This window comes from Streptomyces tailanensis (assembly GCF_008386495.1).
GTDB lineage: Bacteria > Actinomycetota > Actinomycetes > Streptomycetales > Streptomycetaceae > Streptomyces > Streptomyces tailanensis.
In genome coordinates this window covers 187,474-214,242 of sequence record NZ_VTHJ01000003.1, presented here as the reverse complement: position 1 = coordinate 214,242, position 26,769 = coordinate 187,474, and the positions used below count along the sequence as shown (strand labels likewise).

Genomic DNA, 26,769 nt, shown 5'->3' with positions numbered 1-26,769 from the left:
TCGTATGGTCGTGTCCGTGTTGGAGGAGATGCGGATACGGTCGCTCGGAGTCATCGACGACGCGGTCGTCGAGCTGTCGCCCGGGTTCACTGCCGTGACGGGTGAGACGGGTGCGGGCAAGACCATGGTGGTCACCAGTCTTGGTCTGTTGCTCGGTGGGCGGGCGGACCCCGCGCTGGTGCGGATCGGCGCGAAGAACGCGGTCGTGGAGGGGCGGATCGCCGTGCCCGACGGCGCGTCGGCGGTCGTGCGGGCCGAGGAGGCCGGGGCCGAACTCGACGACGGGGCGCTGCTGATCAGCCGTACCGTCTCCGCCGAGGGACGGTCACGGGCGCACCTCGGCGGGCGTTCCGTCCCGGTGGGTGTGCTCGCGGAGCTGGCCGACGAACTGGTGGCCGTGCACGGGCAGACCGACCAGCAGGGGCTGCTGAAGCTGTCCCGGCAGCGGGCGGCGCTCGACCGGTACGCGGGGGACGCGGTCGCCGTACCGCTGGCCAAGTACGCGGAGGCGTACCGCAGACTGCGGGCCGTCTCCGTGGAGCTGGAGGAGATCGTCACGCGCGCGCGTGAGCGGGCCCAGGAAGCCGACATGCTGCGGTACGGGCTCGACGAGATCGCGGGCGTCGAGCCGCGGGCCGGCGAGGACGTGGAGCTCGCAGAGGAGGCCGAGCGGCTGGGGCACGCGGAGGCGCTGGCGTCGGCCGCGACGGCCGCGCACGCCGCGCTCGCGGGCAATCCCGAGGACCCGGAGGGCGTGGACGCCACGACGCTCGTCGCGGGCGCCCACCGGGCGCTGGAGGCCGTACGGTCGCACGACCCGGCGCTGGCCGCGCTCGCCGACCGGATAGGGGAGATCGGGATCCTGCTGGGCGATGTGGCGGGGGAGCTGGCGGGGTACGCCGACGACCTGGACGCCGACCCGCGGCGGCTCGCGGCCGTCGAGGAGCGGCGGGCCGTGCTGAACGCGCTCACCCGGAAGTACGGCGAGGACATCGCCGCCGTGCTGGCCTGGGCTGAGCAGGGCGCCCAGCGGCTCACCGAACTCGACGGCGACGACGAGCGGATCGGGGAGCTGACCGCCGAGCGGGACGCCCTGCGGACCGAACTGGGCGGGCTGGTCCAGGCCCTGACGGACGCCCGGCAGGAGGCCGCCGAGCGGTTCGCCGCCGCCGTGACCGCCGAGCTGGGCTCGCTGGCCATGCCGCACGCGCGCGTGTCGTTCGCGATCCGGCAGACGGACGATCCCGAGGGCGTCGAGGTGGGCGGGCGTACGGTCGCGTACGGGCCGTCCGGCGCCGACGAGGTCGAACTGCTGCTCGCCCCGCATCCGGGGGCGCCGCCCCGGCCCATCGCCAAGGGGGCCTCCGGCGGTGAGCTGTCCCGCGTGATGCTGGCCGTGGAGGTCGTCTTCGCCGGGACCGATCCCGTGCCGACGTATCTCTTCGACGAGGTCGACGCCGGTGTCGGTGGCAAGGCCGCGGTCGAGATCGGCCGGCGGCTCGCCAAGCTCGCCAAGTCGGCCCAGGTCGTGGTTGTCACGCATCTGCCGCAGGTGGCCGCCTTCGCCGACCGCCAGCTCCTGGTGGAGAAGACCAACGACGGGTCCGTGACCCGGTCCGGCGTGAAGGTCCTGGAGGGCGAGGAACGGGTGCGCGAGCTGTCGCGCATGCTCGCCGGCCAGGAGGACTCCGAGACCGCGCGGGCCCACGCCGAGGAACTGCTGGCGGCGGCGCGGGCGGACGCGTAGCACTCCGCGGGGAGCGAATGGATGAGGCGAGGCCGGCTCAGAGGGGCAATCCCGTGCGGGAGTTCACTCGTGTGAGTGACGCTGAGAGTCAGGTTGCCCGAACCTTCGCCTTCCGCCGCGGCCGGCGGTCTCGGAAGGTCCGTGCGGCCTGGCATCCTTGGACAGGTACGACGTAGCGAGACGTGCTACGCAGACCACGCAGAAGCGCCTCGCGCGGTCCATCCTCGCCGCCGGATCCTTCTGTACGTTTCTTCGTGACCGTCCGACCCCGAACCAGGAGCCCCGGCCACGTGAGCCACGTGAGCAGCCACTCACCGCACGGCCAGTCGCCGCTGCGAACCGTGCAAGTGCTCGGCGGCGGCAGCGCGGTGAGCTGCGCGCATGTGCGGTCGCTGGCCTCGGGCCTCGTCGCCCGGGGCGTGCGGGTCACCGTGTGCGCCCCGGGTGAGACCGACGGCGTGTACGACTTCACCGGCGTCGGCGCCGAGCACGTCCACGTGCCCCGCAGCAGCGACCCCGCCTCCGTGGCCACCCTGCGCAGCGCCTGCGCGGACGCCGACCTGGTGCACGCTCACGGGCTGCATGCCGGGTTCCGGGCCACCCTCGCACTCGGCGGCCGGCGCACCCCGCTCGTCGTCACCTGGCACACGCGTACGTACGCCGAGGGGGCGCGGGCGCATCTGCTGCGGCTGCTGGAGCGGCGGGTCGCCAAGGCGGCCGCCGTGGTCCTCGGCACCTCCTCCGAGCTCGTCGACCGGGCCCGCAGCCGGGGCGCGCGGGACGCCCGGCTCGCCGCCGTCGCCCTTCCCGTGCCGCGCCGGAACGACGCCGACGACGACACGGACCGGCCCCGCTCCAAGGCCCGCGCCGAACTCGGCGCCACCGACCGCCCGTTGCTCGTGGCCGTCGGCACCCTCGACCGCCATCGGGGCTACGACACCCTGCTCGACGCCGCCCGGGAGTGGCGCGGTTTCGACCCCGCCCCGCTGCTCATCATCGCGGGCGAGGGGCCGTCGCGGGGCGTGCTCCAGCGGCGCATCGAGGACGAGGAGCTGCCCGTGCGGCTCGTCGGGCGGCGCGACGACATCTCCGAACTGATCGCGGCCGCCGACCTCGCGCTGCTGCCCGGTGGCCCGGAGGCCCGCTCCGTCCTCGCCCAGGAGGCCCTCCACGCGCGCGTGCCGCTCGTCGCGGCCGCCGTCGGGTCGGTGCCCGAACTGGTCGGCGACGCCGCCGAACTCGTCCCCTCCGGCGACGCCGGGGCCCTCGCCGGTGCCGTCGTACGCCTGCTGGCGGACCCCGACCTCTGCGAGGAGCTGAAGGACAAGGGCACCCGGCAGGCGGCCACCTGGCCCACCGAGGACGAGACGGTGGCACAGGTGCTCAGCGTCTACGACGAGTTGACCCAGGTCCGGCCGCTCACCTGACTCAGGGCACGTGTCTGCGTGCCCGCAGGGCCAGGCTCAGCGCCAGTACCGTCTGCGGGTCGTCCAGGTCGGTGCCGAGCAACTCGCCGATACGGGCGAGACGGTTGTAGAGGGTCTGCCGGTTGAGGTGCAGCTCGCGGGCGGTCTCCGCCTTGCGGCCCGCGTGCGCCAGATACGTCTCCAGCGTGGGCAGCAGCGGGGGCTTGGCGCGGTCGTCGTGGTCGCGGACGGGGCCGATCGCGCGGTCCACGAACGCGGCCAGGTCGGGATGGTCGCGCAGCCGCCACAGCAGCAGGTCGATGTCGAGGCGCCGGGCGTCGTACCAGGGCCGGTCGGCCAGGCCCTGCGCGGCCGTCGCCGTCTCCGCCGCGTGCCTGAGCCCGGCCGAGGCGGCCGCCCAGCCGCCGGGCACCCCGACCACCACCACGGGCGGATGACCCGCCGACCGCTGCATCCCGGCGCGCTCCACGCCCGCCCGCAGCGCCGCCGCGACCTTGTCCGCCACCGCCGGGCGCTCCGACTCCGCGCGCAGCCCGAGCAACAGCGGCACACGGCCCTCGACGGGGCGCACACCCAGCAGGACCGGTACGCCCACCGAGGCCAGCTCCTCGGACACCGCACGGGCCAGGACGGCCCAGCCGCCGCCCGACGACAGGCCGTCGGCGAGGCGCATCACCACCGGCAGCAGCGGGCCGCCGCCCGGCTTGAAGCCGAGGACGCGGGCCTGCGCGGGGGCGTCCTCGGCCCGGATACGGCCCTCGGCGAGGTCGGTGAGGAAGTCGCCGCGCCCGCGCGCCGCCAGCTCCTCCTCCTGTCGGGCCTGCATCAGGACCACGGCGAGCACACCGGCCGCCCGCTCGGCCGCGAGCCGGTGCACGGGAGCCAGGGGCGCGACGACGGGCAGCAGGACCAGCCGGGCCCGTACCGAGCCGGTCCCCGGCCCGCCGCCCGGTACATCGACGATGGCCGTCCCGGCGGGCGGCTCGTCCTTGTGCTGGGCGCGCAGCCCCTCCCACACCTGCAACGGGTCGGTGGCCGCGGGCCCGGTCCCGGCGGCGTACAGCAGTTGCCCGTCGGCGGTCTCCAGGAACACCGGGTTGCCGCTGAAGTCGGCCAGGATGGCGAGGACTTGGGGCACTCCGCCCCCGCCGAGCAGCGCCTCGGTGCAGCGCCGGTGGACCTCCTCGGCCCGCTGGAGCAGCGCGTAGTGGCCGTTGACGATCTCGGTGTGGATCTCCTCGGTGACCGTCACGAACGCCACCTCGCGGTGCAGCTGTACGAGCGGGAGACCGGCCGAGCGCGCCGTGTCGATGAGGGCCGCCGGCAGCCTGGTGAAGCGCGGGCCCAGTTCGATGACGAGGGCCGCGATACCGCGCTCGGCCAGGGTCCGGACGAACGCCCGCTGGTCGGCCGGCCGGGTGCCGAGCCCGTATCCCGTCGTCAGCAGCAGCTCGCCGCCCTTGAGCAGCGAGGCGATGTTCGGGACCTCGCCCGCGTGCACCCAGCGCACGGTCCGCTCCAGCCGGTCGGTGCCGGCCAGGATCTCGGGCAGCCCGCCGCGCAGCCCGGGCAGCTCCAGGGCCCGCCGTACGGTGATGCCGCCCTGCGCCTCGGGGCCGTCACCGGGTTCGCGGCTGTCACGGGTGTTCATGGACCGGACGCTACCCGCGCGCGGGTCGTGGGGGCATCCTCGCTCCGTCGGGCGGCTACGCGGGCGCGATGTTGTGGTTGAAGCGGAACACGTTGTCGGGGTCGTACTCGGCCTTGACCGCGGCCAACCGCCGCGTGTTCTCGGCACCCAGGCCCGCCTCGACCCGGGCGGAACCCTCGTCGCCGATGAAGTTGAGGTAGACCGCTCCGGTGGTCCACGGCCGGACGTCGGCCCGGACCTCCCGCACCCACCGCACACACCGCTCGTCGTCGGCGGGGTCCTCCCAGATGCCGAAGGGGTGCACGGCCCACGGCGCGTTCCGGTACGGCACCGGGTACTCGGCGGGGCCGTCGGCGACCGCCCCGCCGTACGGGAAGAGCACGTGCTGGGTGCCGGTCGGCACGGGCATCGTCCACGCGCGCGTGCAGAACACGTCCACCAAGTCGTCCGGCAGGCCGGTCAGATACTCCGCCGACCAGTAGTTACGCATGCCGGGCGGATCGTCGATCATGCACTGGACGTCCGCGTACGGCATCGCGCCGACCACCTCGGCCTCGTGCGGCAGCGCCAGCAGCGGCTGGGCGACCTTGCGCATGTCGTCCTCGGTGCCGACGTACGTCAGGAGGACGGCGCAGGCGAGCCGGCCCACCAGGTGGTCGGGGACGAACTCCTCGGGCGGGCCGGTGAGATAGAGCAGGCCGCCGCTCGCCTCGGACGGGCCGCTCTCGATGACCTCGCGGTACACGCGCATCACCTCGGGGCCGTGTTCCGGCAGGTACAGCAGCAGGGCGATCGCGAAGGCGGGCAGCTCGTGCAGGCGGAGGGTGAGGGCGGTGGCCACGCCGAAGTTGCCGCCGCCGCCGTGCAGGGCCCAGAACAGCTCCGGGTTCTCCTCGGCGGTCGCCAGGACCGTGCGGCCGTCGGCGGTCACCAGCTCCACGCCGAGCAGGTTGTCGACGGCGAGGCCGAAGGTGCGCTCCAGCCAGCCGCTGCCGCCGCCGAGGACGAAGCCGCCGACGCCGGTGGTCGAGGCGCGGCCGCCAGTGGTGGCGAGAGCGTACGGCTCGGTGGCGCGGTCCAGGTGGCTCATGGTGGCGCCGCCCTCGACGCGTACGGTCATGGATCCCGGGTGGACGGTGACGGCGTGCATGCGGCGCAGGTCGATGACGAGGCCGTTGTCGTTGAGGGCCATTCCGGCCACGCTGTGGCCGCCGCCGCGGACGGCGATCTTCAGGTCGAGGTCGCGGGCGAAGCGGACGGCGCGGGCGACGTCGGGCTCGGTCTCGCACTGCGCGATCACCGCCGGGTGGCGGTCGATCATCGCGTTGAAGACGGTGCGGGCGTCGTCGTAGCCGGGGTCCCACGGGGCGAGGACCTCGCCGGTCAGGTCCTCGCGCAGCTCGACCAGTGCGGTGTGCGCCTTCGAAAGGGGAGCCATGGCCGCGCCCTTTCCGCCGGGGGACAGGACTACTTCCAGGCTAGGTGGGGGTGGGGGATGGGGCACCCGGCACCGGTGCTGGGCGGGGGACGTTCCGCAGCTCGGCGGTTACGAGGTGCCGCTGCGCCCACCCGTGCCGCCCCAGCGGCACGACTGCCCGCAGTTTGGGCGGCACGAGTGGAATGCGCCGTCAGCCGCCGTATGCGCCAGAAGCCGTGAGGCGGAGGGCCGTGTCGATCAAGGGGACGTGGCTGAAGGCCTGAGGGAAGTTGCCGACCTGGCGCTTCAGGATGGGGTCCCATTCCTCGGCGAGCAGGCCGAGGTCGTTGCGGAGGGACAGGAGCTTCTCGAAGAGCTTGCGGGCCTCGTCCACGCGGCCGATCATCGCCAGGTCGTCGGCCATCCAGAACGAGCAGGCGAGGAACGCGCCCTCGTCGCCGGGCAGGCCGTCGACGCCTTCCTTCTCGCCCTGCGTCGGGTAGCGCAGGATGAAGCCGTCCGGGGTCGACAGCTCACGCTGGATCGCCTCGATGGTGCCGATGACGCGCTTGTCGTCCGGCGGCAGAAAGCCCATCTGCGGGATCAGCAGCAGCGAGGCGTCCAGCTCCTTCGAGCCGTACGACTGCGTGAACGTGTTGCGCTCCTTGTCGTAGCCCTTCTCGCACACGTCGCGGTGGATGTCGTCGCGCAGTTCGCGCCACTTCTCCAGCGGGCCGTCCGCGTCGCCGGACTCGATGAGCTTGATCGTGCGGTCGACGGCGACCCAGGCCATGACCTTGGAGTGCACGAAGTGGCGGCGCGGGCCGCGGACCTCCCAGATGCCCTCGTCCGGCTCGTCCCAGTGGTCCTCCAGGTAGCGGATCAGCTTCAGCTGGAGGAGAGCGGCGTAGTCGTTGCGGGCCAGGCCCGTCATGTGGGCCAGGTGCAGGGCCTCGGTGACCTCGCCGTAGACGTCCAGCTGGAGCTGGTGGGCGGCGCCGTTGCCGACCCGGACCGGCGCCGAGTCCTCGTACCCGGGCAGCCACTCCAGCTCGGCCTCGCCCAGCTCGCGCTCACCGGCGATGCCGTACATGATCTGCAGGTTCTCCGGGTCGCCGGCGACCGCGCGGAGCAGCCACTCGCGCCAGGCGCGGGCCTCGTCGCGGTAGCCGGTGCGCAGCAGCGAGGACAGGGTGATCGCCGCGTCGCGCAGCCAGGTGTAGCGGTAGTCCCAGTTGCGGACGCCGCCGATGTGTTCCGGGAGCGAGGTCGTGGGCGCCGCGACGATGCCGCCGGTCGGGGCGTACGTCAGGGCCTTCAGCGTGATGAGCGAGCGGATCACCGCCTCGCGGTACGGGCCGTGGTACGTGCACTGCTCCACCCAGTCCCGCCAGAACTCCTCGGTGGCCTGGAGCGACGGCTCCGGCTCCGGCAGCGGCGGGGGCTGCTTGTGCGAGGGCTCCCAGGAGATCGTGAAGGCGACGCGGTCGCCCGGCGTCACGGTGAAGTCGGCGTACGTGGTCAGCGCCTTGCCGTACGTCTCGCACTCGGTGTCGAACCACACCGAGTCCGGCCCGGCGACCGCCACCGTGCGCTTCTCGTGCTTGTGGACCCAGGGCACGACCCGCCCGTACGAGAAACGCATCCGCAGCGCCGAGCGCATCGGCACCCGGCCGCTGATGCCCTCCACGATCCGGATCAGCTGAGGGGCGCCGTCACGCGGCGGCATGAAATCGGTCACACGGACCGTGCCGCGCGGGGTGTCCCACTCGGATTCCAGGATCAGCGAGTCGCCGCGGTACCTGCGCCGGGAGGCCGTCGGCGGCTCCGCGTCCGACGCGTAGGCGGGGCCCAGACGCCAGAATCCGTGTTCCTCCGTGCCGAGCAGTCCCGCGAAGACGGCGTGGGAGTCGAAGCGCGGCAGGCACAGCCAATCGACCGTGCCGTCCCGGCAGACCAGGGCAGCGGTCTGCATGTCTCCGATGAGTGCGTAGTCTTCGATGCGCCCGGCCACGTGCAACTCCAGTCGAACGGCCACGTATCGCCCCCCGAGGGGCGGTCGCTGTGCGGTGTGCGGTCAAGGGACCCATGGGATCAACAAGGGGCCAATATCCAGGGTGATCCAAGGGACGGTGTCATGCGATGTCGCTCAACGATCCTCAACGCATTCGAGGCGTTCGTTGCTCAACGAACTGACGAGCTCTCGTGTTTCCGGAGACCGGCGGGGGTGGTGCCGTTACACCGGCCGGGCTCGGCAGCGAGTGTCCGAAGAGGATACGACGCGGTGGAGGGCTTCGCGTGCCGGTCGAGGCAACGCGAGTGGGCCGAACGAGTGACCTAGGGGTGAGGTTAGTCCGACGTTCGCTGACCGTCGTACGACCTCCGTGGCGGCCCGTGCGCGGAGGGTGGCCGGAAGCGATCGTGTCCCGTCGCTGATACCCTGGTAGCCCGTGGACCGGTGGGCGCCCCGACCTGGACAGGGACCCCCGAACCGCAGCGACGGCACCCCTCGACATCCGCTCGGGCGGCGGCCGACCCGCACACAGAACCGCGACCACGGGAGCCCCCTCTTGGCCATGCCGCCCGCTGCTTTCCGAAACAGCACCACGACGACCAAGCACATCTTCGTCACCGGGGGTGTCGCCTCCTCGCTCGGCAAGGGGCTGACCGCCTCCAGCCTCGGCATGCTGCTCAAGGCCCGGGGCCTGCGCGTCGTGATGCAGAAGCTCGACCCCTACCTGAACGTCGACCCGGGCACGATGAACCCCTTCCAGCACGGTGAGGTGTTCGTCACCAACGACGGCGCCGAGACCGACCTGGACATCGGCCACTACGAGCGCTTCCTCGACCGCGATCTGGACGGCTCGGCCAACGTCACCACCGGCCAGGTGTACAACACGGTGATCGCCAAGGAACGGCGCGGCGAGTACCTGGGCGACACCGTGCAGGTCATCCCGCACATCACCAACGAGATCAAGCACCGCATCCGGCGCATGGCCTCCGACGAGGTCGATGTCGTCATCACCGAGGTCGGCGGCACCGTCGGCGACATCGAGTCGCTGCCGTTCCTGGAGACCGTCCGCCAGGTCCGGCACGAGGTGGGCCGGGACAACGTCTTCGTCGTGCACATCTCGCTCCTGCCGTACATCGGGCCCTCGGGAGAGCTGAAGACGAAGCCGACCCAGCACTCGGTTGCGGCGCTGCGCAACATCGGTATTCAGCCAGATGCGATCGTGCTTCGCTGCGACCGCGAGGTGCCCGCCGCGATCAAGCGCAAGATCTCCCTGATGTGCGACGTCGACGAGGCCGCCGTCGTCGCCTGCCCGGACGCCCGCTCGATCTACGACATCCCGAAGACCGTGCACGGCGAGGGCCTGGACGCCTATGTCGTCCGCAAGCTGGACCTGCCGTTCCGTGATGTGGACTGGACGACCTGGGACGACCTGCTCGACCGTGTCCACAACCCGCAGCACGAGATCAACCTGGCGCTCGTCGGCAAGTACATCGACCTGCCCGATGCCTACCTCTCGGTCACCGAGGCGCTGCGCGCGGGCGGCTTCGCCAACAAGGCCCGCGTGAAGATCAAGTGGGTCACCTCCGACGACTGCAAGACCCCGACCGGCGCCGCCGCGCAGCTCGCCGACGTCGACGCCATCTGCATCCCCGGCGGCTTCGGCGACCGCGGTGTCTCCGGCAAGGTCGGCGCCATCCAGTACGCCCGCGAGAACAGGATCCCGCTGCTCGGCCTCTGCCTCGGCCTGCAGTGCATCGTGATCGAGGCCGCGCGCAACCTCGCCGACATCCCGGACGCCAACTCCACCGAGTTCGACTCCGCCACTGCCCACCCGGTCATCTCCACCATGGCCGAGCAGCTCGACATCGTCGCCGGCGAGGGCGACATGGGCGGCACGATGCGGCTGGGCATGTACCCGGCCAAGCTCGCCGAGGGCTCCATCGTGCGCGAGGTGTACGACGGCAAGGAGTACGTCGAGGAGCGCCACCGTCACCGCTACGAGGTGAACAACTCCTACCGCGCCGAGCTGGAGAAGAAGGCGGGCCTGCAGTTCTCCGGAACCTCTCCGGACGGCAAGCTCGTCGAGTACGTCGAGTACCCGCGCGAGGTGCACCCGTACCTGGTCGCGACCCAGGCGCACCCCGAGCTGCGCTCGCGTCCGACCCGGCCGCACCCGCTGTTCGCGGGCCTGGTCAAGGCCGCCGTGGAGCGCAAGACCGGCAAGTAAAACCGAGGGGCACGAGAGCTGTACGGTGGCCGGGGTACGCGTCTTCCGGGACGCGTGCCCCGGTTTCTTTGCGCACGTGTGGGAGGACGAGTCGCCATGAAGATCAAGGACAGCGCCGAGGAGTGGGAGGTCCGGGCGAGTGAAACGCCGTTCGTCGGCAAGAAGACCTCCGTGCGCACCGACGACGTGGTCATGCCCGACGGGTCGGTCGTCCGCCGCGACTACCAAGTCCACCCGGGGTCGGTCGCCGTCCTCGCCATCGACGACCAGGACCGGGTTCTGGTCATCCGGCAGTACCGCCACCCTGTCCGCGAGAAGCTGTGGGAAATCCCGGCCGGGCTCCTGGACGTACCGGGTGAGAATCCGCTGCATGCCGCCCAGCGCGAGCTGTACGAGGAGGCGCACGTCAAGGCGGAGGACTGGCGGGTGCTGACCGACGTCTACACCACCCCCGGCGGCTGCGACGAGGCCGTACGCATCTTCCTGGCCCGGGATCTCTCCGAGGCCGAGGGGCAGCGTTTCGAGGTGGAGGACGAGGAGGCCGACATGGAGCTGGCCCGCGTTCCCGTGGACGAGCTGGTACGGGGTGTCCTCGCCGGGGAGCTGCACAACAACTGCCTGGTGGTGGGGGTGCTTTCGTTGGTGGCGGCGCGGAGCGGGGACGGCGCGGAGGCGCTGCGTCCGGCCGAGGCGCCGTGGCCCGCGCGGCCGTTCGAGTCCTGAACCCCTCCTCACAGCAAACTCGCACCACCAGTCCTACGATCTGCTGATCCGATCGGGCGACCTGCCCGCCGTGCTCCGCCCAGATCGTCGCAGAGCGTGAACTAGGCTCGGGTAGCGCCCGAACCGGAGTCCCGGCGGGCTTGCTCGTGCAGTGGGACGGGAGTGTGGCCCGTGGCGGATCAGGCGGTGGACACCGGGGGGACCCGGGCGTCCGGAACAGGGCGGCCCCCGGCTGTCGAGGCCGCCCCCACGGACAGTCAGTTCCTCGGTCGCACAAGGGAGTTGAAGGAGCTACGGGCGGACATCGGCCGCGCGGGGCTCAACACGCTCGCCGGCCGCAAGGCTCCCCACGCGCGCGTGCTGCTCATCGCGGGCAGGCCCGGCTTCGGCCGCACCGCGCTCGCCGAGGAACTCGTACGGCAGGTTACCGACGGTTACCCCGGCGGGGTGCTCCGTGCGCGGTTGACCGAGCCCGACGGCACCCGTGTCCCGGTCGAGCGCGCGGCACGGGCACTGCTCGGCGAACTGGGGCGGCCGGCTCCCGCCGGTGCCGACGAGGACGATCTCAGCGAGGCGTTCCGCGAGGCCCTGGCCGACCGCCGGGTGGTGCTGCTGCTGGACGACGCGGTGGACGCCGAGCAGGTCGACGCGCTGTTGCCGGACACCCCCGACTCCCTGGTCGTGGCGGTCTCCGGGGGGCCGCTGACGGGCATCTCCGACGTCCGGCCGTGCACCCTGGGCGGACTGGACACCAAGTCCGCGGTGGAGCTGCTGGAACGCTTCACCGGCTCGGTGCGCATCACCGTCGACCCGCGCTCCGCCGAGGGCCTCGCCGAGGTGTGCGCCGCCCAGCCCGCCGCGCTGCGCCTCGCCGGTGGCTGGCTGGCCGCCCGGCCCACGGCCGCCGTCTCCGACCTCGCCAAACAACTGCGGGCCGAGAACGACGACAGCCCGGTGCTCGTCCGGATCCTCAAGCTGTCGTACGCCTCCCTGCCGACGCCCGCCGCCCGGATACTGCGCCTCCTCGCGCTCGCCCCGGCCGGCCTGGTCGACCCGCACGTCGCCTCCGGGCTCGCCGGCTGCTCGGTCGGCGCGGCCCGCACCACGCTGGACGACTTCGTGGCCCTGGGCCTCCTGCACCGGGTCGACTCGACCCTGGCGCAGTACGAGGTCCCCGGCTGCCTCCAGCCGCTGCTGTGGTCCCTCGCCGAGAGCCACGAACGCCCGGGTGAGCTGCAGCTGGCCCGGGCCCGGATGCTGGAGCGGACGGTACGGCTGCTGCAGTCCTGCCGGGCCATCACCGAGACCGACAGCCCGCTGGCCCGCGAGAAGCTCCTCGGGATGCCCAAGGCGCTGCGGTTCCCGAGCCCCCGGGCCGCCGAGGAGTGGCTGTGCGTCCGCCGGCCCGCGCTGCTCGCCGCGGCCCGGCTCGCGGTCGCCGACGGGGAGCTCGACACCCTGGCCCGGCGCCTGATGTCCCAGCTCGTGCGGGCCATGGTGGCCCACTTCGGCACGCAGGCCGCGGCCGCCGACCTGTACGACATCCACCGGCTCGTCCTCGACGTCGCCGAGCGCCGCAGCCTGCCCCGCGAGCAGGCCGCCGCCCTGCTGAACCTCGGCGACCTGGACGCCCGGACCGGCCGTACGAAGGCGGCGCTGGCCCGCTACCGGGCCGCGCTCGACGCCGGACGGCGGGCGAACGACCCGTACGCGACCGGCCGCGCGATGGAATCCGTGGGCGGCGCCCACCAGGAGCTGGAGGACTACGACAGGGCCGCCGACTGGTACGGCAGGGCGCTCGTCCAGCGGCTCGCCCGGGACGAGCGCCAGGACGCCGCCCGGCTGTACGGCCGTATCGCCTCCGCACACACCTACGCGGGCCGCTACGGGGAGGCGCTGCGGAACTGGAGCTCGGCGCTCACCGGCTACCGCAGGCTCGGCGATGTGGGCGCCCAGGCAAGGGCGTTGAGCGAGATGGCGCGCGTCCAGGAGTACGCGGGGCGCCCCGAGGAGGCGCTGCGCACCTGCCAGGAGGCGGTGGAGTGGGCGCAGCGCGCCGACGACTCCCGGTTGCAGGCCGCGCTCCAGCTGCGGCTCGCCGACACCCTGGAACGGCTCGGCGACCCCGCGGCGGCCAGGCTGCACCGGGAAGCCGCCAAGCGTCTGCTCGGCCCGGAGTTTCCAGACGCAGACGCAGACGGGACCGGCGTCACCGGCGAAACCCACGAGATCGATGCGGAACACGGTTCTAACGCCTACGAAATCCGTATCGCATCCGCGAAAGATTGATGCATTGAAAGGCTAGACAGCGGGGATACCTTCATTAGACTGGCTGCGCCGCCGGTTCTCCCGCGGTGTCTCCCGGTGCGTTCCCATGCGTACGGGTATGTCCTGCATTGCGGGGGCATGTACCGCCTGTGCGCGCGAACCCCCACACCCTCCGAGCCAAGGACCGTGATCGACGTGAAGGTCGGCATCCCCCGCGAGGTCAAGAACAACGAGTTCCGGGTGGCCATCACCCCCGCCGGCGTGCACGAGCTGGTGCGCCACGGCCACCAGGTCGTCATCGAGCAGGGCGCCGGTGTCGGCTCGTCGATCCCGGACGCCGAGTACGTCGCCGCCGGCGCCGAGATCCTGACCACGGCCGACGAGGTGTGGGCCACCGCCGACCTGCTGCTCAAGGTCAAGGAGCCCATCGCCGAGGAGTACCACCGCCTCCGCAAGGACCAGACGCTCTTCACCTACCTGCACCTGGCCGCCTCCAAGGAGTGCACCGACGCCCTCGTCGAGTCGGGCACGACAGCGATCGCGTACGAGACCGTCGAACTGCCTGGCCGCGCACTGCCGCTGCTCGCCCCGATGTCCGAGGTGGCGGGCAGGCTCGCCCCGCAGGTCGGCGCATACCACCTGATGCGGGCCAACGGCGGCCGCGGCGTGCTGCCCGGCGGTGTCCCGGGTGTCGCGGCGGGCCGGGCCGTCGTCATCGGCGGCGGCGTGTCGGGCTGGAACGCGGCGCAGATCGCCATCGGCATGGGCTTCCACGTGACCCTGCTCGACAAGGACATCAACAAGCTCAAGGAAGCCGACCGCGTCTTCGGCACCCGGATCCAGACCGTCGTCTCCAACGCCTTCGAGCTGGAGAAGGCCTGCCTGGAGGCCGACCTCGTCATCGGCGCCGTCCTCATCCCGGGCGCCAAGGCGCCGAAGCTGGTCACCAACGAGCTCGTGTCGCGCATGAAGCCGGGAAGTGTCCTTGTCGACATCGCGATCGACCAGGGCGGCTGCTTCGAGGACTCCCGGCCCACCACGCACGCCGAACCGACCTTCAAGGTCCACGACTCGGTCTTCTACTGCGTCGCCAACATGCCCGGCGCGGTCCCCAACACCTCCACCTACGCGCTGACCAACGCCACGCTGCCGTACATCGTCGAACTCGCCGACCACGGCTGGGCCGAGGCGCTGCGCCGCGACCCCGCACTGGCCAAGGGGCTCAACACCCATGACGGCAAGGTGGTTTACCGCGAGGTCGCCGAGGCGCACGGCCTGGAGCACATCGAGTTGGCGTCGCTGCTCGACTGACCGGTCGTCGACAAAGCCGCAGACCGACCGCAAGGCTGGTGCCGCTGACCGGCTGCTTTAAGTCACCTTTCGGTAAAAGGCGATACGTCAACACAGGTCGTCAACAGCACCTTCCCGGCCGGATCTTGCCCGACAAGGTCCGGCCGGATGTGTGTATGGTCACTTTGCGGCACTCGCGCAACTCGCCTCGAACGTAACGCTTCGGATGTTTCACGCACCGGTGAAACCTGCTGTGCGACGGCCCTACGCCCTTGACAGCCGCATGTTTCATTGCCGACACATCGGGCCGGGTCCGGCGGATTGTGTTGCTGCGGACCGCCGACACGCCATAGAGTCGCCAACCGTCGGCATGGTGCCACGCTGACCTATCTAGAAGTTTCCTGGTCACCAAGGAGGTAAGACGACTTGTGAATGAGTCGACATTTACTCCCGGGGGTGGTCAACCAGGAATGCCTGCGCGGGTCTCGGGACCCACGGGGTTCGCGGCTGTCGGCTCCGTCGCAGTCCGCACCTTCGCAGCCCACCAGGGTCACCAGTCCTCAGGGGTGACTCAGCCAGCACACCAGAGCATGGATGGCCAACACGTGAACGCCATGGCCGGCGACGGAAGTGGCGGGGTCCACAACCACTTCGCCGACTACGACGAGCTGCCCGACGGGCACTTCTACGACCCCGACGCCGAGTACGAGCCCGATCCGGAGTACGCGGCCACGCTCGCGCCCGACGCGGCGCGCCAGCGACGCGAGCGCATCGGCCCCACCGGCCGACCGCTGCCGTACTTCCCGATCCCGGGCCCGCTGACCAGTCACGGGCCCGCGACGATCATCGCGATGTGCAACCAGAAGGGCGGCGTCGGCAAGACGACGTCGACCATCAACCTGGGCGCCGCGCTCGCGGAGTACGGCCGCCGGGTCCTGCTCGTCGACTTCGACCCGCAGGGCGCCCTCTCGGTCGGCCTCGGCGTGAACCCGATGGAGCTCGACCTCACGGTCTACAACCTGCTCATGGAGCGGGGCATGTCGGCCGACGAGGTCCTGCTGAAGACCGCTGTCCCCAACATGGACCTGCTGCCGAGCAACATCGACCTCTCGGCGGCCGAGGTCCAGCTGGTGAGCGAGGTCGCGCGCGAGTCGACTCTGCAGCGCGCCCTGAAGCCGCTCATGGCGGACTACGACTACATCGTGATCGACTGCCAGCCGTCACTGGGTCTGCTGACCGTGAACGCGCTGACCGCCGCCCACAAGGTGATCGTGCCGCTGGAGTGCGAGTTCTTCGCCCTGCGCGGTGTCGCGCTGCTGACGGAGACCATCGAGAAGGTCCAGGAGCGGCTCAACCCCGAGCTGGAGCTCGACGGCATCCTCGCCACGATGTACGACTCGCGCACCGTCCACAGCCGTGAGGTCCTCGCGCGTGTCGTCGAGGCGTTCGACGACCACGTCTACCACACGGTCATCGGGCGCACGGTCCGCTTCCCGGAGACCACGGTCGCCGGTGAGCCGATCACCACGTACGCCTCCAACTCCGTCGGCGCCGCCGCCTACCGTCAGCTCGCCAGGGAGGTGCTCGCCCGGTGTCACGCCGAGTGAGTCTGCCGGGGGCCGACGAACTCTTCCGTACGACAGGGGGAATGGCGCTTCAGCCGTCCACTCCCCGGCGGGGGGCCAACGGAGAAGCCCGGGTGCCCGCTCCCGCCGGGGACAGTGACGGGGCCGCCGCGGAGGACGCGCCGCCGTCCGTGCCCGTACAGGGCGGTGACGGCGAGGGGTCCGAGCATGTGGCCGCGGAGTCCGAGGCCGGGGATCAGCCGCGCAGCCGCTCCGCCGCCGCGGGGGCCGAGCGGGCGGCCGCCGCGCGCCGTCAGGGAGCCGCGCAGGAAGGTTCTGCCGGGGCGGCCGGTGACTCTGCCGCGCCGCGCAAGCGGGGGCGGGCCGCCGGGCGCCGGCCCAGTGGGCGGGAGCGGCACGACGAGAAGATCACCGTGTACGTGTCCGCCGAGGAGCTCATGGATCTTGAGCACGCCCGGCTGGTGCTGCGCGGGGAGCACGGGCTGGCCGTCGACCGCGGGCGGATCGTGCGGGAGGCTGTCGCCGTGGTGCTGGCCGACCTGGAGGCCCGGGGGGACGCGAGCATCCTCGTACGTCGGCTGCGCGGGCGGTAGAGGTAGCCTGCGGGGGCTATGACCTCGTACGACGTCTCGCCCACGGCTTCCGGCGGTACCGCCGGGCGTCGGCGTGCGTTGGGAAGGGGCCCTGGGGCTGCGCCCCCGGCTCCGCCGGTCGAGCCGGTCGAGAGTGAGCCTCCGGCTGAGGCCGGTGGGGCGTTGTGCCCACCCGTTCCGCCCTGCGGAACGACTGCCCACAACGCCGACGGGGGTGATGAGGCGCCCCCCGCTCCCGCTGACCCGGCGCCGGAGACGCCTGCCCTGGCTGAAGAGGCCGACGACGGGGTCTTCAAGGTTCGGCTCGCCAACTTTGAGGGGCCGTTCGATCTTCTGCTTCAGCTGATTTCCAAGCACAAGCTGGACGTCACCGAAGTCGCGCTGTCCAAGGTCACCGATGAGTTCATGGCGTACATCCGGGGGATGGGGCCGGACTGGGATCTGGATGAGACGACCGAGTTTCTGGTTGTGGCGGCGACCCTGCTGGATCTGAAGGCGGCCCGGCTGTTGCCCGCCGCCGAGGTCGAGGACGAGGCCGATCTCGCGTTGCTCGAAGCCCGGGATCTGCTGTTCGCTCGGCTGCTGCAGTACCGCGCGTACAAACAGATCGCCGACATCTTCAACCGGCGGCTGGACGAGGAGACCCGGCGCTATCCCCGTACCGTCGGGCTGGAGCCGCACCATGCGGAGTTGTTGCCCGAGGTGGTCATCAGCATCGGGGCGGAAGGATTCGCCAGGCTGGCGGTCAAGGCCATGCAGCCGAAGCCCAAGCCGCAGGTGTACGTCGATCACATTCACGCGCCGCTGGTGAGTGTGCAGGAGCAGGCGGGGATCGTGGTGGCGCGGCTGCGGGAACTGGGGGAGGCGTCCTTCCGTGTGCTCGTCGAGGACACCGACGACACACTGACCGTCGTGGCCCGCTTCCTCGCGCTGCTGGAGCTGTACCGCGAGAAGGCCGTGGCGCTCGACCAGGAGACCGCGCTCGGGGATCTGATCGTGCGCTGGACCGGCGGGGACGGGGGCGAGGAGCCCGTGGTCACGGACGAGTTCGACCGGCCGCCCGAGCCGCCGAAGGACGAGCGGCCCAAGGAGGAGAAGGCGTGAGCGAGGAGACCACCGAGGTGCCCGCGGGTCTGCGTACCGTCGCCGACCTCGACCTCAAGCCCGCCCTGGAGGCCGTCCTCATGGTCGTGGACGAGCCCGCGACCGAGGAGCATCTGAGCAAGATCCTGGAGCGGCCCAAGCGGCAGATCGGCAAGGCGCTCAGGGAACTGGCCGATGAGTACGCGATCCAGGGGCGCGGCTTCGAGCTGCGGGTCATCGCCGGGGGCTGGCGGTTCTACACCCGGCCCGAGTACGCGGCCGCCGTCGAGCGGTTCGTGCTCGACGGGCAGCAGGCCCGGCTCACCCAGGCCGCGCTGGAGACGCTGGCCGTGGTCGCGTACCGGCAGCCGGTGAGCCGCAGCCGGGTCTCGGCCGTACGAGGGGTCAACTGCGACGGGGTCATGCGCACCCTCCTCCAGCGCGGTCTGGTCGAGGAGGCGGGCGCGGAACCCGAAACAGGTGCGATCCTGTACAGGACGACGAACTACTTCCTGGAGCGGATGGGCCTGCGCGGCCTGGACGAGCTCCCGGAGCTCGCGCCCTTCCTCCCCGAGGCGGAGGCGATCGAGGCCGAGACCCAGGAAGCCGTACCCTCGTTCGATCCGGATGCTCCGGACGCGGACGACGGTCCCACGTCAGGCCATGACTGATACGACGACGACGGAACTTTGATGCGAAGCAGCGGTAGCGGCAAGAGTGGTGGCGGACGCGGTAACTACCGCGGTGCCGGCAACAGCAGGGACCAGAAGCAGGGGCAGGGCCAGGGTCAGGGCCGCCCCCGCAAGCCCCGCCCCGAGGAGCGCCGCTACGACGTGGGCCCCGGCGCCACCCAGGACGGCCCGAAGTCCGGGCGCGGCGCCTCGGCGCGCGGCGGTGCCAAGGGCGGCCCCAAGCAGTCCCAGCAGCAGCCGCGCGGGCGCGGCCGGTCGGCGCCGGCGACCTCGCGCGAGTACGACGCGCGGGCGGAGGAGCGCAACCGGGAGCGGTACGCGGGCAAGAAGGACGTCAAGCTGCCCAAGACCTTCCCGGGTGCCGAGCAGGAGGGCGAGCGGCTGCAGAAGGTGCTCGCGCGGGCCGGCTACGGTTCCCGGCGGGCCTGCGAGGAGCTGATCGAGCAGGCCCGGGTCGAGGTCAACGGCGAGATCGTCCTGGAGCAGGGCAAGCGCGTCGACCCGGAGAAGGACGAGGTCAAGGTCGACGGTCTGACCGTCGCCACGCAGTCGTACCAGTTCTTCGCGCTCAACAAGCCCGCCGGTGTCGTCTCGACCATGGAGGACCCCGACGGTCGGCAGTGCCTCGGCGACTACGTGACCAACCGCGAGACGCGGCTGTTCCACGTCGGGCGGCTCGACACCGAGACCGAGGGCGTCATCCTGCTCACCAACCACGGCGAGCTGGCGCACCGGCTGACCCACCCCAAGTACGGCGTCAAGAAGACGTACGTCGCGCACATCGTGGGCCCGATCCCGCGCGACCTGGGCAAGCAGCTCAAGGACGGCATCCAGCTGGAGGACGGCTACGCGCGCGCGGACCACTTCCGCGTCGTGCAGCAGACCGGCAAGAACTACCTCGTCGAGGTCACCCTCCACGAGGGCCGCAAGCACATCGTGCGCCGGATGCTGGCCGAGGCCGGCTTCCCCGTCGACAAGCTCGTCCGTACCGCCTTCGGCCCCATCACCCTCGGCGACCAGAAGTCGGGCTGGCTGCGCCGTCTGTCGAACACCGAGGTCGGGATGCTGATGCAGGAGGTCGACCTCTAGAGCCTCCGCCACGTTCGAGCAGTGGGCCGGTCCCGGGTTTGCCTTCGGGGTCGGCCCTTTGCCGTTCCCGGGCCCGCTCTTGGCGTTCCTTTCCCCGTAAAAGGGTTGTGCCCCGGAGCCCACCCCTTTATGGTCGTAGTGACTATTAGTCGGGGTGACTATTAAGGGGGTGGTGCACGTGACCGTGCCCGAGGGCTACGACAAGTACGCCTACGAACCCTTCGCCGTCACCGTCGACCTGGCCGTCTTCACCGTCCGCGCGGGCACGCTCCAGGTGCTGCTCGTCGAGCGCGGACAGGAGCCGTACGCGGGACGCTGGGCGCTGCCCGGCGGGTTCGTGCTGCCGGACGAGTCCGCGGAGGAGGCCGCCTGGCGCGAACTCGCGGAGGAGACCGGTGTCACGGACGTCTCCGGGCTCCACCTGGAGCAGCTGCGGACCTACAGCGAACCGGGGCGGGACCCGCGGATGCGGGTCGTCACCGTGGCGTTCGCGGCGCTGTTCCCGGACGCGCCCGTTCCGCACGGCGGCGGTGACGCGGCCCAGGCCCAGTGGCTGCGGTTCAACGCCATCGGCCCGCTCGCCTTCGATCACGACCGCATCCTCGCCGACGCCCACGAACGCGTCGGCGCCAAGCTCGAGTACACCTGTCTCGCCACCTCCTTCTGTCCGCCCGAGTTCACCCTCGGCGAGCTCCAGCAGGTCTACGAGACCGTGTGGGGCACTCCGCTCGACCGGCCCAACTTCCGGCGCAAGGTGCTGGCCACGCCGGGCTTCGTCGAACAGGTGCCCGGCGCCGCCCGCCTGACCGGCGGCCGCGGCAAGCCCGCCGCGCTGTACCGCGCGGGTGTGGCCACCACCCTGCACCCGCCCCTGCTCCGACCCACCATGGAAGGACGGCCCTGATGACCATGACACTGCGTACGAAACGTTCCGCCACCGGATCCCTGCTCGGCCTCGCCCTCGGAGACGCCCTCGGCTTCCCGACGGAGTTCAACGACGTGCCCTCGATCCTCGCCAAGTGCGGCCCCTGGCGGAAGATGGAGCTGCCGACGCCCGCGATCGTCACGGACGACACCCAGATGACGCTGGCGCTGGCCCACGGGCTGCGCGCGGCCATGGACCGCGGCGTGCTCGCCCCCGAGGTCCTGGAGCGGGCGGTCCGCAAGGAGTTCGTGGCGTGGTCCCGCTCCCCGGAGAACAACCGCGCCCCCGGCCACACCTGCCTCGTCGCCTGCGACCTCCTCGCCCGGGAGCGCCACCCGTGGCAGTTCGCCAGCCAGATCCACTCCAAGGGCTGCGGCGCCAACATGCGGGTCGCGCCCCTCGGCCTCATCGGCCCGCTCAGCGACGAACAGCGCGCGGGCGCCGCCCAGTTGCAGGCCGCGCTCACCCACGGCCATCCCACCGCGCTCGCCGCGGCCGACCTCACCGCCCACGCGATACGGCTGCTCGCCCAGGGCGCCGAACCGCTCGGCCTGGTCGGCATGCTGCGGTCGTACGCCTACGACAACCGCGCCCGCTACCACGCGCGCTGGCTCGGCGACCTGTGGACCTACAGCCAGGACCCGTCGCCCGAGCACTACATCGCCCGGGGCTGGGACGAGTGCCTGGACGCCCTGGACCGCGTCCAGCAGGCCCTGCGGCAGCCGTCGCCCGAGACGGACCCCTGCACGGCCACCGGGGAGGGCTGGATCGCCGAGGAGGCCCTGGCCACCGGGCTGCTGTGCTTCCTGCTCTTCGTCGACGAGCCCGTCACCGCGCTGCGCCGCGCCGCCTGCACCGCGGGCGACTCCGACTCCATCGCCTGCCTCACCGGTGCCTTCGCGGGCGCCTACCACGGGCCGGACGCCTGGCCCGCCGAGTGGGCCGACCGCATCGAATACCAGGGGGACCTCGTGTCGCTGGGGGCCCTCTGGGACGCTTGAGGGATGACGGACGCCCTCGACATCGACCTGGACCCGGTGGTCGCCGAACAGCCCGACCCCCTGCTGTTCGCCACCGTCTCCGGAGCCCACCTGTACGGCTTCCCCTCGCGTGACTCGGACGTCGACCTGCGCGGCGTGCACCTGCTGCCCACGGCCGAACTGGTCGGGCTGCGCGAGCCGGAGGAGACCCGGTCGAGGATGTGGGACCGGGACGGCGTCGAGATGGACCTCGTCACCCACGACCTGCGCAAGTTCGCACAGCTGATGCTGCGCCGCAACGGCTATGTGCTGGAGCAGCTGCTCTCCCCGCTCGTCGTGCACACCGGCGAGTCGCACCGCGAACTGATCGCGCTCGCCCCCGGAGTCCTCACCCGGCACCACGCCCACCACTACCGGGGGTTCGCCATCACCCAGTGGCGGCTCTTCGAGAAGACCGGTGAACTCAAGCCGCTTCTTTACACGTTTCGGGTGCTGCTGACCGGCATTCATCTGATGCGCAGCGGCGAGGTGCAGGCGCATCTGCCCACCCTGCTGCCGGAGATCGCCGAGGCCCCCGCGTACCTGCCGGACCTCATCGCCGCGAAGGCGGCGCGGGAGCATGGCGCCGCCGATGTGGACCAGGAGCGGGTGGCGGAGGACGTGGAGCGGCTCCAGGGCGTGCTGGACGAGGGGCAGGCCCTGTCAGTGCTGCCGGAGAACCCGTCCGCTTATGACGCCCTGCACGACTTCGTGGTCCGGGTCCGCCTCGACGGAGCCAAGGGCTGAGGCGCGCCGGGTCCGGACGAGGAAGTCCTCGACCCGGGCCCGGTCCGGCTCCGGCGGCAGCGGGGAGCGGGCCGCCGCCTCCTCGGTCTCCGCGGCGAGGCGGGCCATCCAGGTCTCGACCCGGGCCCAGGGGACCTCGCCGCGCTTGACCGCCAGCAGGGGCTCGCGCTGATCGCCCACGTCGACGGTGAGCTCGCCGGTGCGCAGCAGGTCACGGCAGCTCATCAGCAGACGGAGCAGGTGCATGGCGTGCTTCCAGCGCGGGGCGCCGTGGGTGCGGACGTCGGCGTCCAGCTTCTTGCGCTGGCCGAGGGCGTAGCGGGCGAATGTCTCCTGGGCTTGGCAGGACAGGAACGCCCCACGCAGGGAGAGCAGTTCGCGGCCCGTGGCGTCGACGTGCTCCACCAAGGGGGAGTGCAGGCACTCCAGGATGTTCGGGTTGGCGCGCAGCGCCAGTTCGCAGAAGCGCTCCAGCTCCCAGCTGAACTGCTCCTCGGCCGGCCCCTCCACATGCGTCGGCGGCTTCTCGAACCGCCAGAACAGCGGCGTGGGGGCCAGGAACACTCCCCGCCGGTCCGTGTCGCTGCCGTCCGTCGCCAGACCGAAGGCGCGCGAACCCATCACGCAGGCGTAGATCGTGTGGTCGAGGACCAGGGCGTGCGGCTGCACGGGCTGCGGGGGCTGCATGCCCGGGAGCGTACGGGGTGGGCTCAGGCCAGCCGAATCGAATTTCCCGAGACCGTGATCTGCTCGGCGGGCAGCGGCGCGGTGGCGGGACCGTTCTCCACCGCGCCGTCCGTGATGCTGAACTTGCTCCCGTGGCACGCGCAGTTGATCGTGTCGTCCGAGACGCTGCTGACGATGCAGCTTCGATGGGTGCAGACCGCCGAGAAGGCCTTGAAGTCGCCCTCCTCGGGCTGGGTCACGACGACCTTCCGGTCCTTGAAGATCGTGCCGCCGCCGACCGGGATGTCGGCCGTCCTGGCCAGCTCCTCGCCGCCCGGCGTCTGCTCCTCGTCGGTGTCGCCGCCCCCGTCCCCGTACTCGCTGCACCCCACGAGCAGCGCCGCCACCGCGCCCGCCGCCCCGGTCGCCAGAACCGTGCGCCGCGTCGAACCCATCGTCATGTCGTCACTCCGAACGTGCGGAAGAACCAGAGGGCGGAGGTCAGCCAGACGACCGTGAGAGCGGTGAAGACGAGGCCGCCGACGATCGGCAGGAGCCACCCGGGGAGGCGCTCCGAGCGGAGCAGCAGCATCTTTGCACTGAAAACACCAAAGAAGAAACAACCCAGGACAGAGTGCCATAAAACGCGCGGATCGTAGGTCTGATAGCCGAGGGCGTACAGACAGTGCACCGCCACCGGCACCGCGACGAGGAACGCCACCCGGCCCGACCAGCGGTGCAGCACCCCCGACCAGCTCGGGCCCGGCAGCTTGCCGTACATCATCAGCGCCGACACCAGCTGGACGAGTGCGAAGCCGAACGACACCGTCGCCAGCCATGACTTGACCGCGCCCGTGCTGCTGAAGCCGGCGAGGTTGAACGCTGTCCCCGCCGGGTCGTGCACCTTGCCGTAGGCGCCCAGGCCGATCGCCACCGCACACGCCACCAGGGCCGGGACCAGGTAACGGCTCGCGCCACCGCCGGGGCGGGCGGGGGCGGACGGTGGGGACGGGAAGTCCTGGGTGGCGGCGTTCGGGTCGACGGTCATGAGCTGCTCCCTGCCGTGAGCGGTTTCAGAGGGGCGTCATGGGGTGATCAGAGGGGTCATGGGGTGACGGGGCGGGCCGTGAGCCGCTGCCCGTCGACCGTCACCGCACCCGTCTCCGGGTCGATCTCCGGTGCTGGCGAGGGCGTGCCGTCGCGCTTGAGGATGCCGACCTGGCGGCCGTCCTGGAGCAGGATCCAGCCGCCGTCGACCTCGGCCCCGCGTACGTTGGCGGTCGCGCGGTACAGCCCCGACGGCTTGACCGCCTTGTCCGCGGTGAAGCCGTACTCCTGGCCGCCGATGTCCACCGTGCCCCGAATGCTCCCGCCCTCGATCGTGCCGTTCAGCTCGGCGCCGTCCTTGCTCGTGAGCTTCATGCCGCCGTCGTCCTCGACGTCGCCCTTGAGCCAGGACTCCTTGTCGCGGCCGTCGCAGAAGTACGCGACCGCCTTGCCGTCGCGCAGCGAGACCGCGATCGCCGCGGAGTCGTCATCGGTACGGCCCGCGTAGTCGGCGTTCGGCGGCGGAGTGGGCGTCGGGCTCGGCGACGGTGACGCCTTCGTCGGGGACGGGCTCGGTGACGCCGAGGCGGGCGGCGGCTCGTTCGTGGTGGACGACGACGTGGAGCGCGTCCCTGTCGTCGCGTTGAGTGACAGCATCACCAGGGCCAGCAGAAGTCCACCGAGGAGCGTGAGAAGTGGTCCGGAGCGCTTCATGCGAGCCTCCCCCGAGGCGTGGCGCGGACGGCCTTCCCCATGCAAGCGGACGCGCGGGGCGACGTCCAGAGGCGCACGGAGGTGTTTGACCCCAAGTGGCGGGACAGTGACGTTCGCGTGACATTGTCATGATCTGCGGTCAGAGATCGAAGCCACGGGGTGCGGGTGGGTGCGGGCTGTTGTGGCGTCTCGGCAGACGGGCGCCGTGCACCCCCTCGACACGGGCTCACTAGGCTGGATGGACAAAGAGTCGGGATGTACATCAGCGAGGAGCACAGCCGTGGCGGTACGAGCGGTCCGGGGCGCCGTCCAACTCGAGCGGGACGAGGCGGGGCACATGGATGAGCAGGTGGGCGAGCTGCTCACCGCGGTCCTGGAGCGCAACGGGCTCACCCCGGACGACCTCATCAGCATCTGGTTCACGGCCACCCCCGACCTGCACAGCGACTTCCCGGCCGCCGCCGCCCGCAAGCTCGGCATCGGCTTCGCCGACGTGCCGCTGATCTGCGCCCAGGAGCTGGACATCGAGGGCGCGATGCCCCGGGTCGTACGGATCCTCGCGCACATCGAGTCCGACAAGCCCCGCTCCGAGATCGCGCACGTCTACCTGGGCGCCGCGGCCGCACTCCGCAAGGACATCGCCCAGTGAGAACCGCACTCGTCATCGGCACCGGCCTGATCGGCACGTCCGCCGCCCTCGCCCTCGCCCAGCGCGGCGTGACCGTCCACCTCGCCGACCGTGACCTGGAGCACGCCCGTACGGCGGCCGGGCTCGGCGCCGGCACCGACGAGGCGCCCGCCGGCCCGGTGGACCTCGCGATCGTCGCCGCCCCGCCCGCGCACGTGGCCGGAGTGCTCGCCGACGCCATGCGCCGGGGCGTCGCCCGCGGCTACCTCGACGTCGCCTCCGTCAAGGGCGGCCCGCGCCGTGAGCTGGAGGAACTCGGCCTCGACCTGTCGGCCTACATCGGTACGCACCCGATGTCGGGCCGTGAGAAGTCCGGACCCCTGGCCGCCACCGCCGACCTCTTCGAGGGCCGTCCCTGGGTGCTGACCCCGACCCGGGACACCGACACCGAGGTCCTGAACCTGGCCCTGGAGCTGGTCTCGCACTGCCGGGCCGTGCCGGTGGTCATGGACGCGGACGCCCACGACCGCGCCGTCGCCCTGGTCTCGCACATGCCGCACCTGGTCTCCAGCCTGGTCGCCGCGCGCCTGGAGCACGCCGAGGAGTCGGCCGTACGGCTGTGCGGGCAGGGCATCCGGGACGTGACCCGCGTCGCGGCCTCCGACCCGCGTATGTGGATCGACATCCTCTCCGCCAACCCCGGCCCGGTCGCCGACGTGCTCGCCGACGTCTCCGCCGACCTCGACGAGACCGTCCAGGCCCTGCGCGCCCTCCAGGCCTCCGACGAGGCCAAGCGCCACGAGGGCGTCACCGGCATCGAGGACGTCCTGCGCCGCGGCAACGCCGGCCAGATCCGCGTCCCCGGCAAGCACGGGTCCGCTCCGCGGGCCTACGAGATCGTGGCCGTCCTCATCGACGACCAGCCCGGCCAACTGGCCCGTATCTTCGCCGACGCGGGCATGGCCGGCGTCAACATCGAGGACGTACGCATCGAGCACGCCACCGGGCAGCAGGCCGGCCTGGTGCAGCTGATGGTGGAGCCGAAGGCGGCGCCGGTACTGACGGCGTCGCTGCGGGAACGGGGTTGGGCGATTCGGCAGTAGGCCTTGGCCATAGAGCAGTAGACGTCGGCTATAAGGACAGTGCACGGCCGCCATAGGTACGGCCGGATGGGCTACGGGTACCCAGTACCCTTGTCCGGGGCGCTTTCCGTCCT

General features: G+C 71.6%; 23 protein-coding genes. 16 read left to right on the top strand and 7 right to left on the bottom strand.

Going from position 1 to position 26,769, the window contains the following annotated elements; translation table 11 throughout:
* Nucleotides 1–4: 4 nt before the first annotated feature.
* Both recN and F3T56_RS04600 read left to right on the top strand, forming a co-directional pair.
* Nucleotides 5–1,747, top strand: a complete 1,743-nt coding sequence (gene recN / locus F3T56_RS04605) for a DNA repair protein RecN (protein ID WP_172638800.1) — start codon at nt 5–7, stop codon at nt 1,745–1,747.
* Nucleotides 1,748–2,037: 290 nt separating this feature from the next.
* Nucleotides 2,038–3,174 carry a glycosyltransferase family 4 protein gene (locus F3T56_RS04600; RefSeq protein ID WP_149823380.1) on the top strand — a complete coding sequence of 379 codons (1,137 nt, stop codon included), beginning with the start codon at nt 2,038–2,040 and terminating at the stop codon, nt 3,172–3,174.
* Between the two features lies 1 nt (nt 3,175).
* On the opposite strand, the gene F3T56_RS04595 is transcribed toward F3T56_RS04600, so the two are convergent.
* From F3T56_RS04595 to F3T56_RS04585, 3 genes are all read right to left on the bottom strand, one after another.
* The gene (locus F3T56_RS04595; RefSeq protein ID WP_149823379.1) at nt 3,176–4,825 is read right to left on the bottom strand and encodes a PucR family transcriptional regulator; all 1,650 of its coding nucleotides are present in this window, start codon (nt 4,823–4,825) and stop codon (nt 3,176–3,178) included.
* A 55-nt stretch (nt 4,826–4,880) separates the two neighbouring features.
* Nucleotides 4,881–6,263 (bottom strand): FAD-binding oxidoreductase, encoded by a 1,383-nt coding sequence (locus F3T56_RS04590; protein WP_149823378.1) that lies wholly within the window; start codon nt 6,261–6,263, stop codon nt 4,881–4,883.
* Nucleotides 6,264–6,453: 190 nt separating this feature from the next.
* On the bottom strand, nt 6,454–8,256 hold the full coding sequence (locus tag F3T56_RS04585; RefSeq protein WP_149823402.1) for a glycoside hydrolase family 15 protein: 1,803 nt from the start codon (nt 8,254–8,256) through the stop codon (nt 6,454–6,456).
* Nucleotides 8,257–8,818: 562 nt separating this feature from the next.
* Here F3T56_RS04585 and F3T56_RS04580 point away from each other — a divergent pair.
* From F3T56_RS04580 to F3T56_RS04525, 12 genes are all read left to right on the top strand, one after another.
* Nucleotides 8,819–10,483, top strand: coding sequence for a CTP synthase (locus F3T56_RS04580; protein WP_149823377.1), 1,665 nt, complete (start codon nt 8,819–8,821; stop codon nt 10,481–10,483).
* Nucleotides 10,484–10,579: 96 nt separating this feature from the next.
* Nucleotides 10,580–11,206: an NUDIX domain-containing protein gene (locus F3T56_RS04575; RefSeq protein WP_149823376.1), complete on the top strand. Its 627-nt coding sequence runs from the start codon at nt 10,580–10,582 to the stop codon at nt 11,204–11,206.
* Nucleotides 11,207–11,377: 171 nt separating this feature from the next.
* Nucleotides 11,378–13,495, top strand: a complete 2,118-nt coding sequence (locus F3T56_RS04570) for a tetratricopeptide repeat protein (RefSeq protein ID WP_149823375.1) — start codon at nt 11,378–11,380, stop codon at nt 13,493–13,495.
* A gap of 165 nt (nt 13,496–13,660) precedes the next feature.
* Nucleotides 13,661–14,785, top strand: coding sequence for an alanine dehydrogenase (ald, locus tag F3T56_RS04565; RefSeq protein WP_172638799.1), 1,125 nt, complete (start codon nt 13,661–13,663; stop codon nt 14,783–14,785).
* Between the two features lie 449 nt (nt 14,786–15,234).
* Nucleotides 15,235–16,371 carry a ParA family protein gene (locus F3T56_RS04560; RefSeq protein WP_149823374.1) on the top strand — a complete coding sequence of 379 codons (1,137 nt, stop codon included), beginning with the start codon at nt 15,235–15,237 and terminating at the stop codon, nt 16,369–16,371.
* On the top strand, nt 16,356–16,943 hold the full coding sequence (locus F3T56_RS04555; protein ID WP_149823373.1) for a hypothetical protein: 588 nt from the start codon (nt 16,356–16,358) through the stop codon (nt 16,941–16,943). Before F3T56_RS04560 ends, F3T56_RS04555 begins: the two co-directional genes overlap by 16 nt.
* A gap of 18 nt (nt 16,944–16,961) precedes the next feature.
* Nucleotides 16,962–18,047, top strand: a complete 1,086-nt coding sequence (locus F3T56_RS04550; protein WP_149823372.1) for a segregation and condensation protein A — start codon at nt 16,962–16,964, stop codon at nt 18,045–18,047.
* Complete coding sequence (gene scpB / locus F3T56_RS04545; RefSeq protein ID WP_149823371.1) at nt 18,044–18,697, top strand: SMC-Scp complex subunit ScpB; 654 nt, start codon at nt 18,044–18,046, stop codon at nt 18,695–18,697. The genes F3T56_RS04550 and scpB overlap by 4 nt, the downstream gene beginning before the upstream one ends.
* Nucleotides 18,698–18,718: 21 nt before the next feature.
* Nucleotides 18,719–19,807, top strand: a complete 1,089-nt coding sequence (locus tag F3T56_RS04540) for a pseudouridine synthase (protein ID WP_149823370.1) — start codon at nt 18,719–18,721, stop codon at nt 19,805–19,807.
* Between the two features lie 178 nt (nt 19,808–19,985).
* Nucleotides 19,986–20,711, top strand: a complete 726-nt coding sequence (locus F3T56_RS04535) for an NUDIX hydrolase (protein WP_149823369.1) — start codon at nt 19,986–19,988, stop codon at nt 20,709–20,711.
* Nucleotides 20,711–21,733, top strand: a complete 1,023-nt coding sequence (locus F3T56_RS04530) for an ADP-ribosylglycohydrolase family protein (protein ID WP_149823368.1) — start codon at nt 20,711–20,713, stop codon at nt 21,731–21,733. The genes F3T56_RS04535 and F3T56_RS04530 overlap by 1 nt, the downstream gene beginning before the upstream one ends.
* A gap of 3 nt (nt 21,734–21,736) precedes the next feature.
* On the top strand, nt 21,737–22,498 hold the full coding sequence (locus F3T56_RS04525; protein WP_149823367.1) for a nucleotidyltransferase domain-containing protein: 762 nt from the start codon (nt 21,737–21,739) through the stop codon (nt 22,496–22,498).
* Here F3T56_RS04525 and F3T56_RS04520 read toward each other — a convergent pair.
* The 4 genes from F3T56_RS04520 to F3T56_RS04505 are packed head-to-tail and all read right to left on the bottom strand — an operon-like array spanning nt 22,415 to nt 24,925.
* Entirely contained in the window at nt 22,415–23,185 is a 771-nt protein-coding gene (locus F3T56_RS04520; RefSeq protein WP_149823366.1) for a nucleotidyltransferase domain-containing protein, read from the bottom strand. The two genes, F3T56_RS04525 and F3T56_RS04520, sit on opposite strands and share 84 nt — an antisense overlap.
* A gap of 23 nt (nt 23,186–23,208) precedes the next feature.
* Nucleotides 23,209–23,625 carry a Rieske (2Fe-2S) protein gene (locus F3T56_RS04515; protein ID WP_149823365.1) on the bottom strand — a complete coding sequence of 139 codons (417 nt, stop codon included), beginning with the start codon at nt 23,623–23,625 and terminating at the stop codon, nt 23,209–23,211.
* Nucleotides 23,622–24,212, bottom strand: a complete 591-nt coding sequence (locus tag F3T56_RS04510) for a DUF6529 family protein (RefSeq protein WP_149823364.1) — start codon at nt 24,210–24,212, stop codon at nt 23,622–23,624. The genes F3T56_RS04515 and F3T56_RS04510 overlap by 4 nt, the downstream gene beginning before the upstream one ends.
* A gap of 56 nt (nt 24,213–24,268) precedes the next feature.
* Complete coding sequence (locus tag F3T56_RS04505; protein WP_149823363.1) at nt 24,269–24,925, bottom strand: hypothetical protein; 657 nt, start codon at nt 24,923–24,925, stop codon at nt 24,269–24,271.
* A gap of 280 nt (nt 24,926–25,205) precedes the next feature.
* On the opposite strand from F3T56_RS04505, the gene aroH reads away from it, so the two are divergent.
* Entirely contained in the window at nt 25,206–25,574 is a 369-nt protein-coding gene (gene aroH, locus F3T56_RS04500; protein WP_149823362.1) for a chorismate mutase, read from the top strand.
* Nucleotides 25,571–26,656 (top strand): prephenate dehydrogenase, encoded by a 1,086-nt coding sequence (locus tag F3T56_RS04495; protein ID WP_149823361.1) that lies wholly within the window; start codon nt 25,571–25,573, stop codon nt 26,654–26,656. Before aroH ends, F3T56_RS04495 begins: the two co-directional genes overlap by 4 nt.
* Nucleotides 26,657–26,769: the final 113 nt, after the last annotated feature.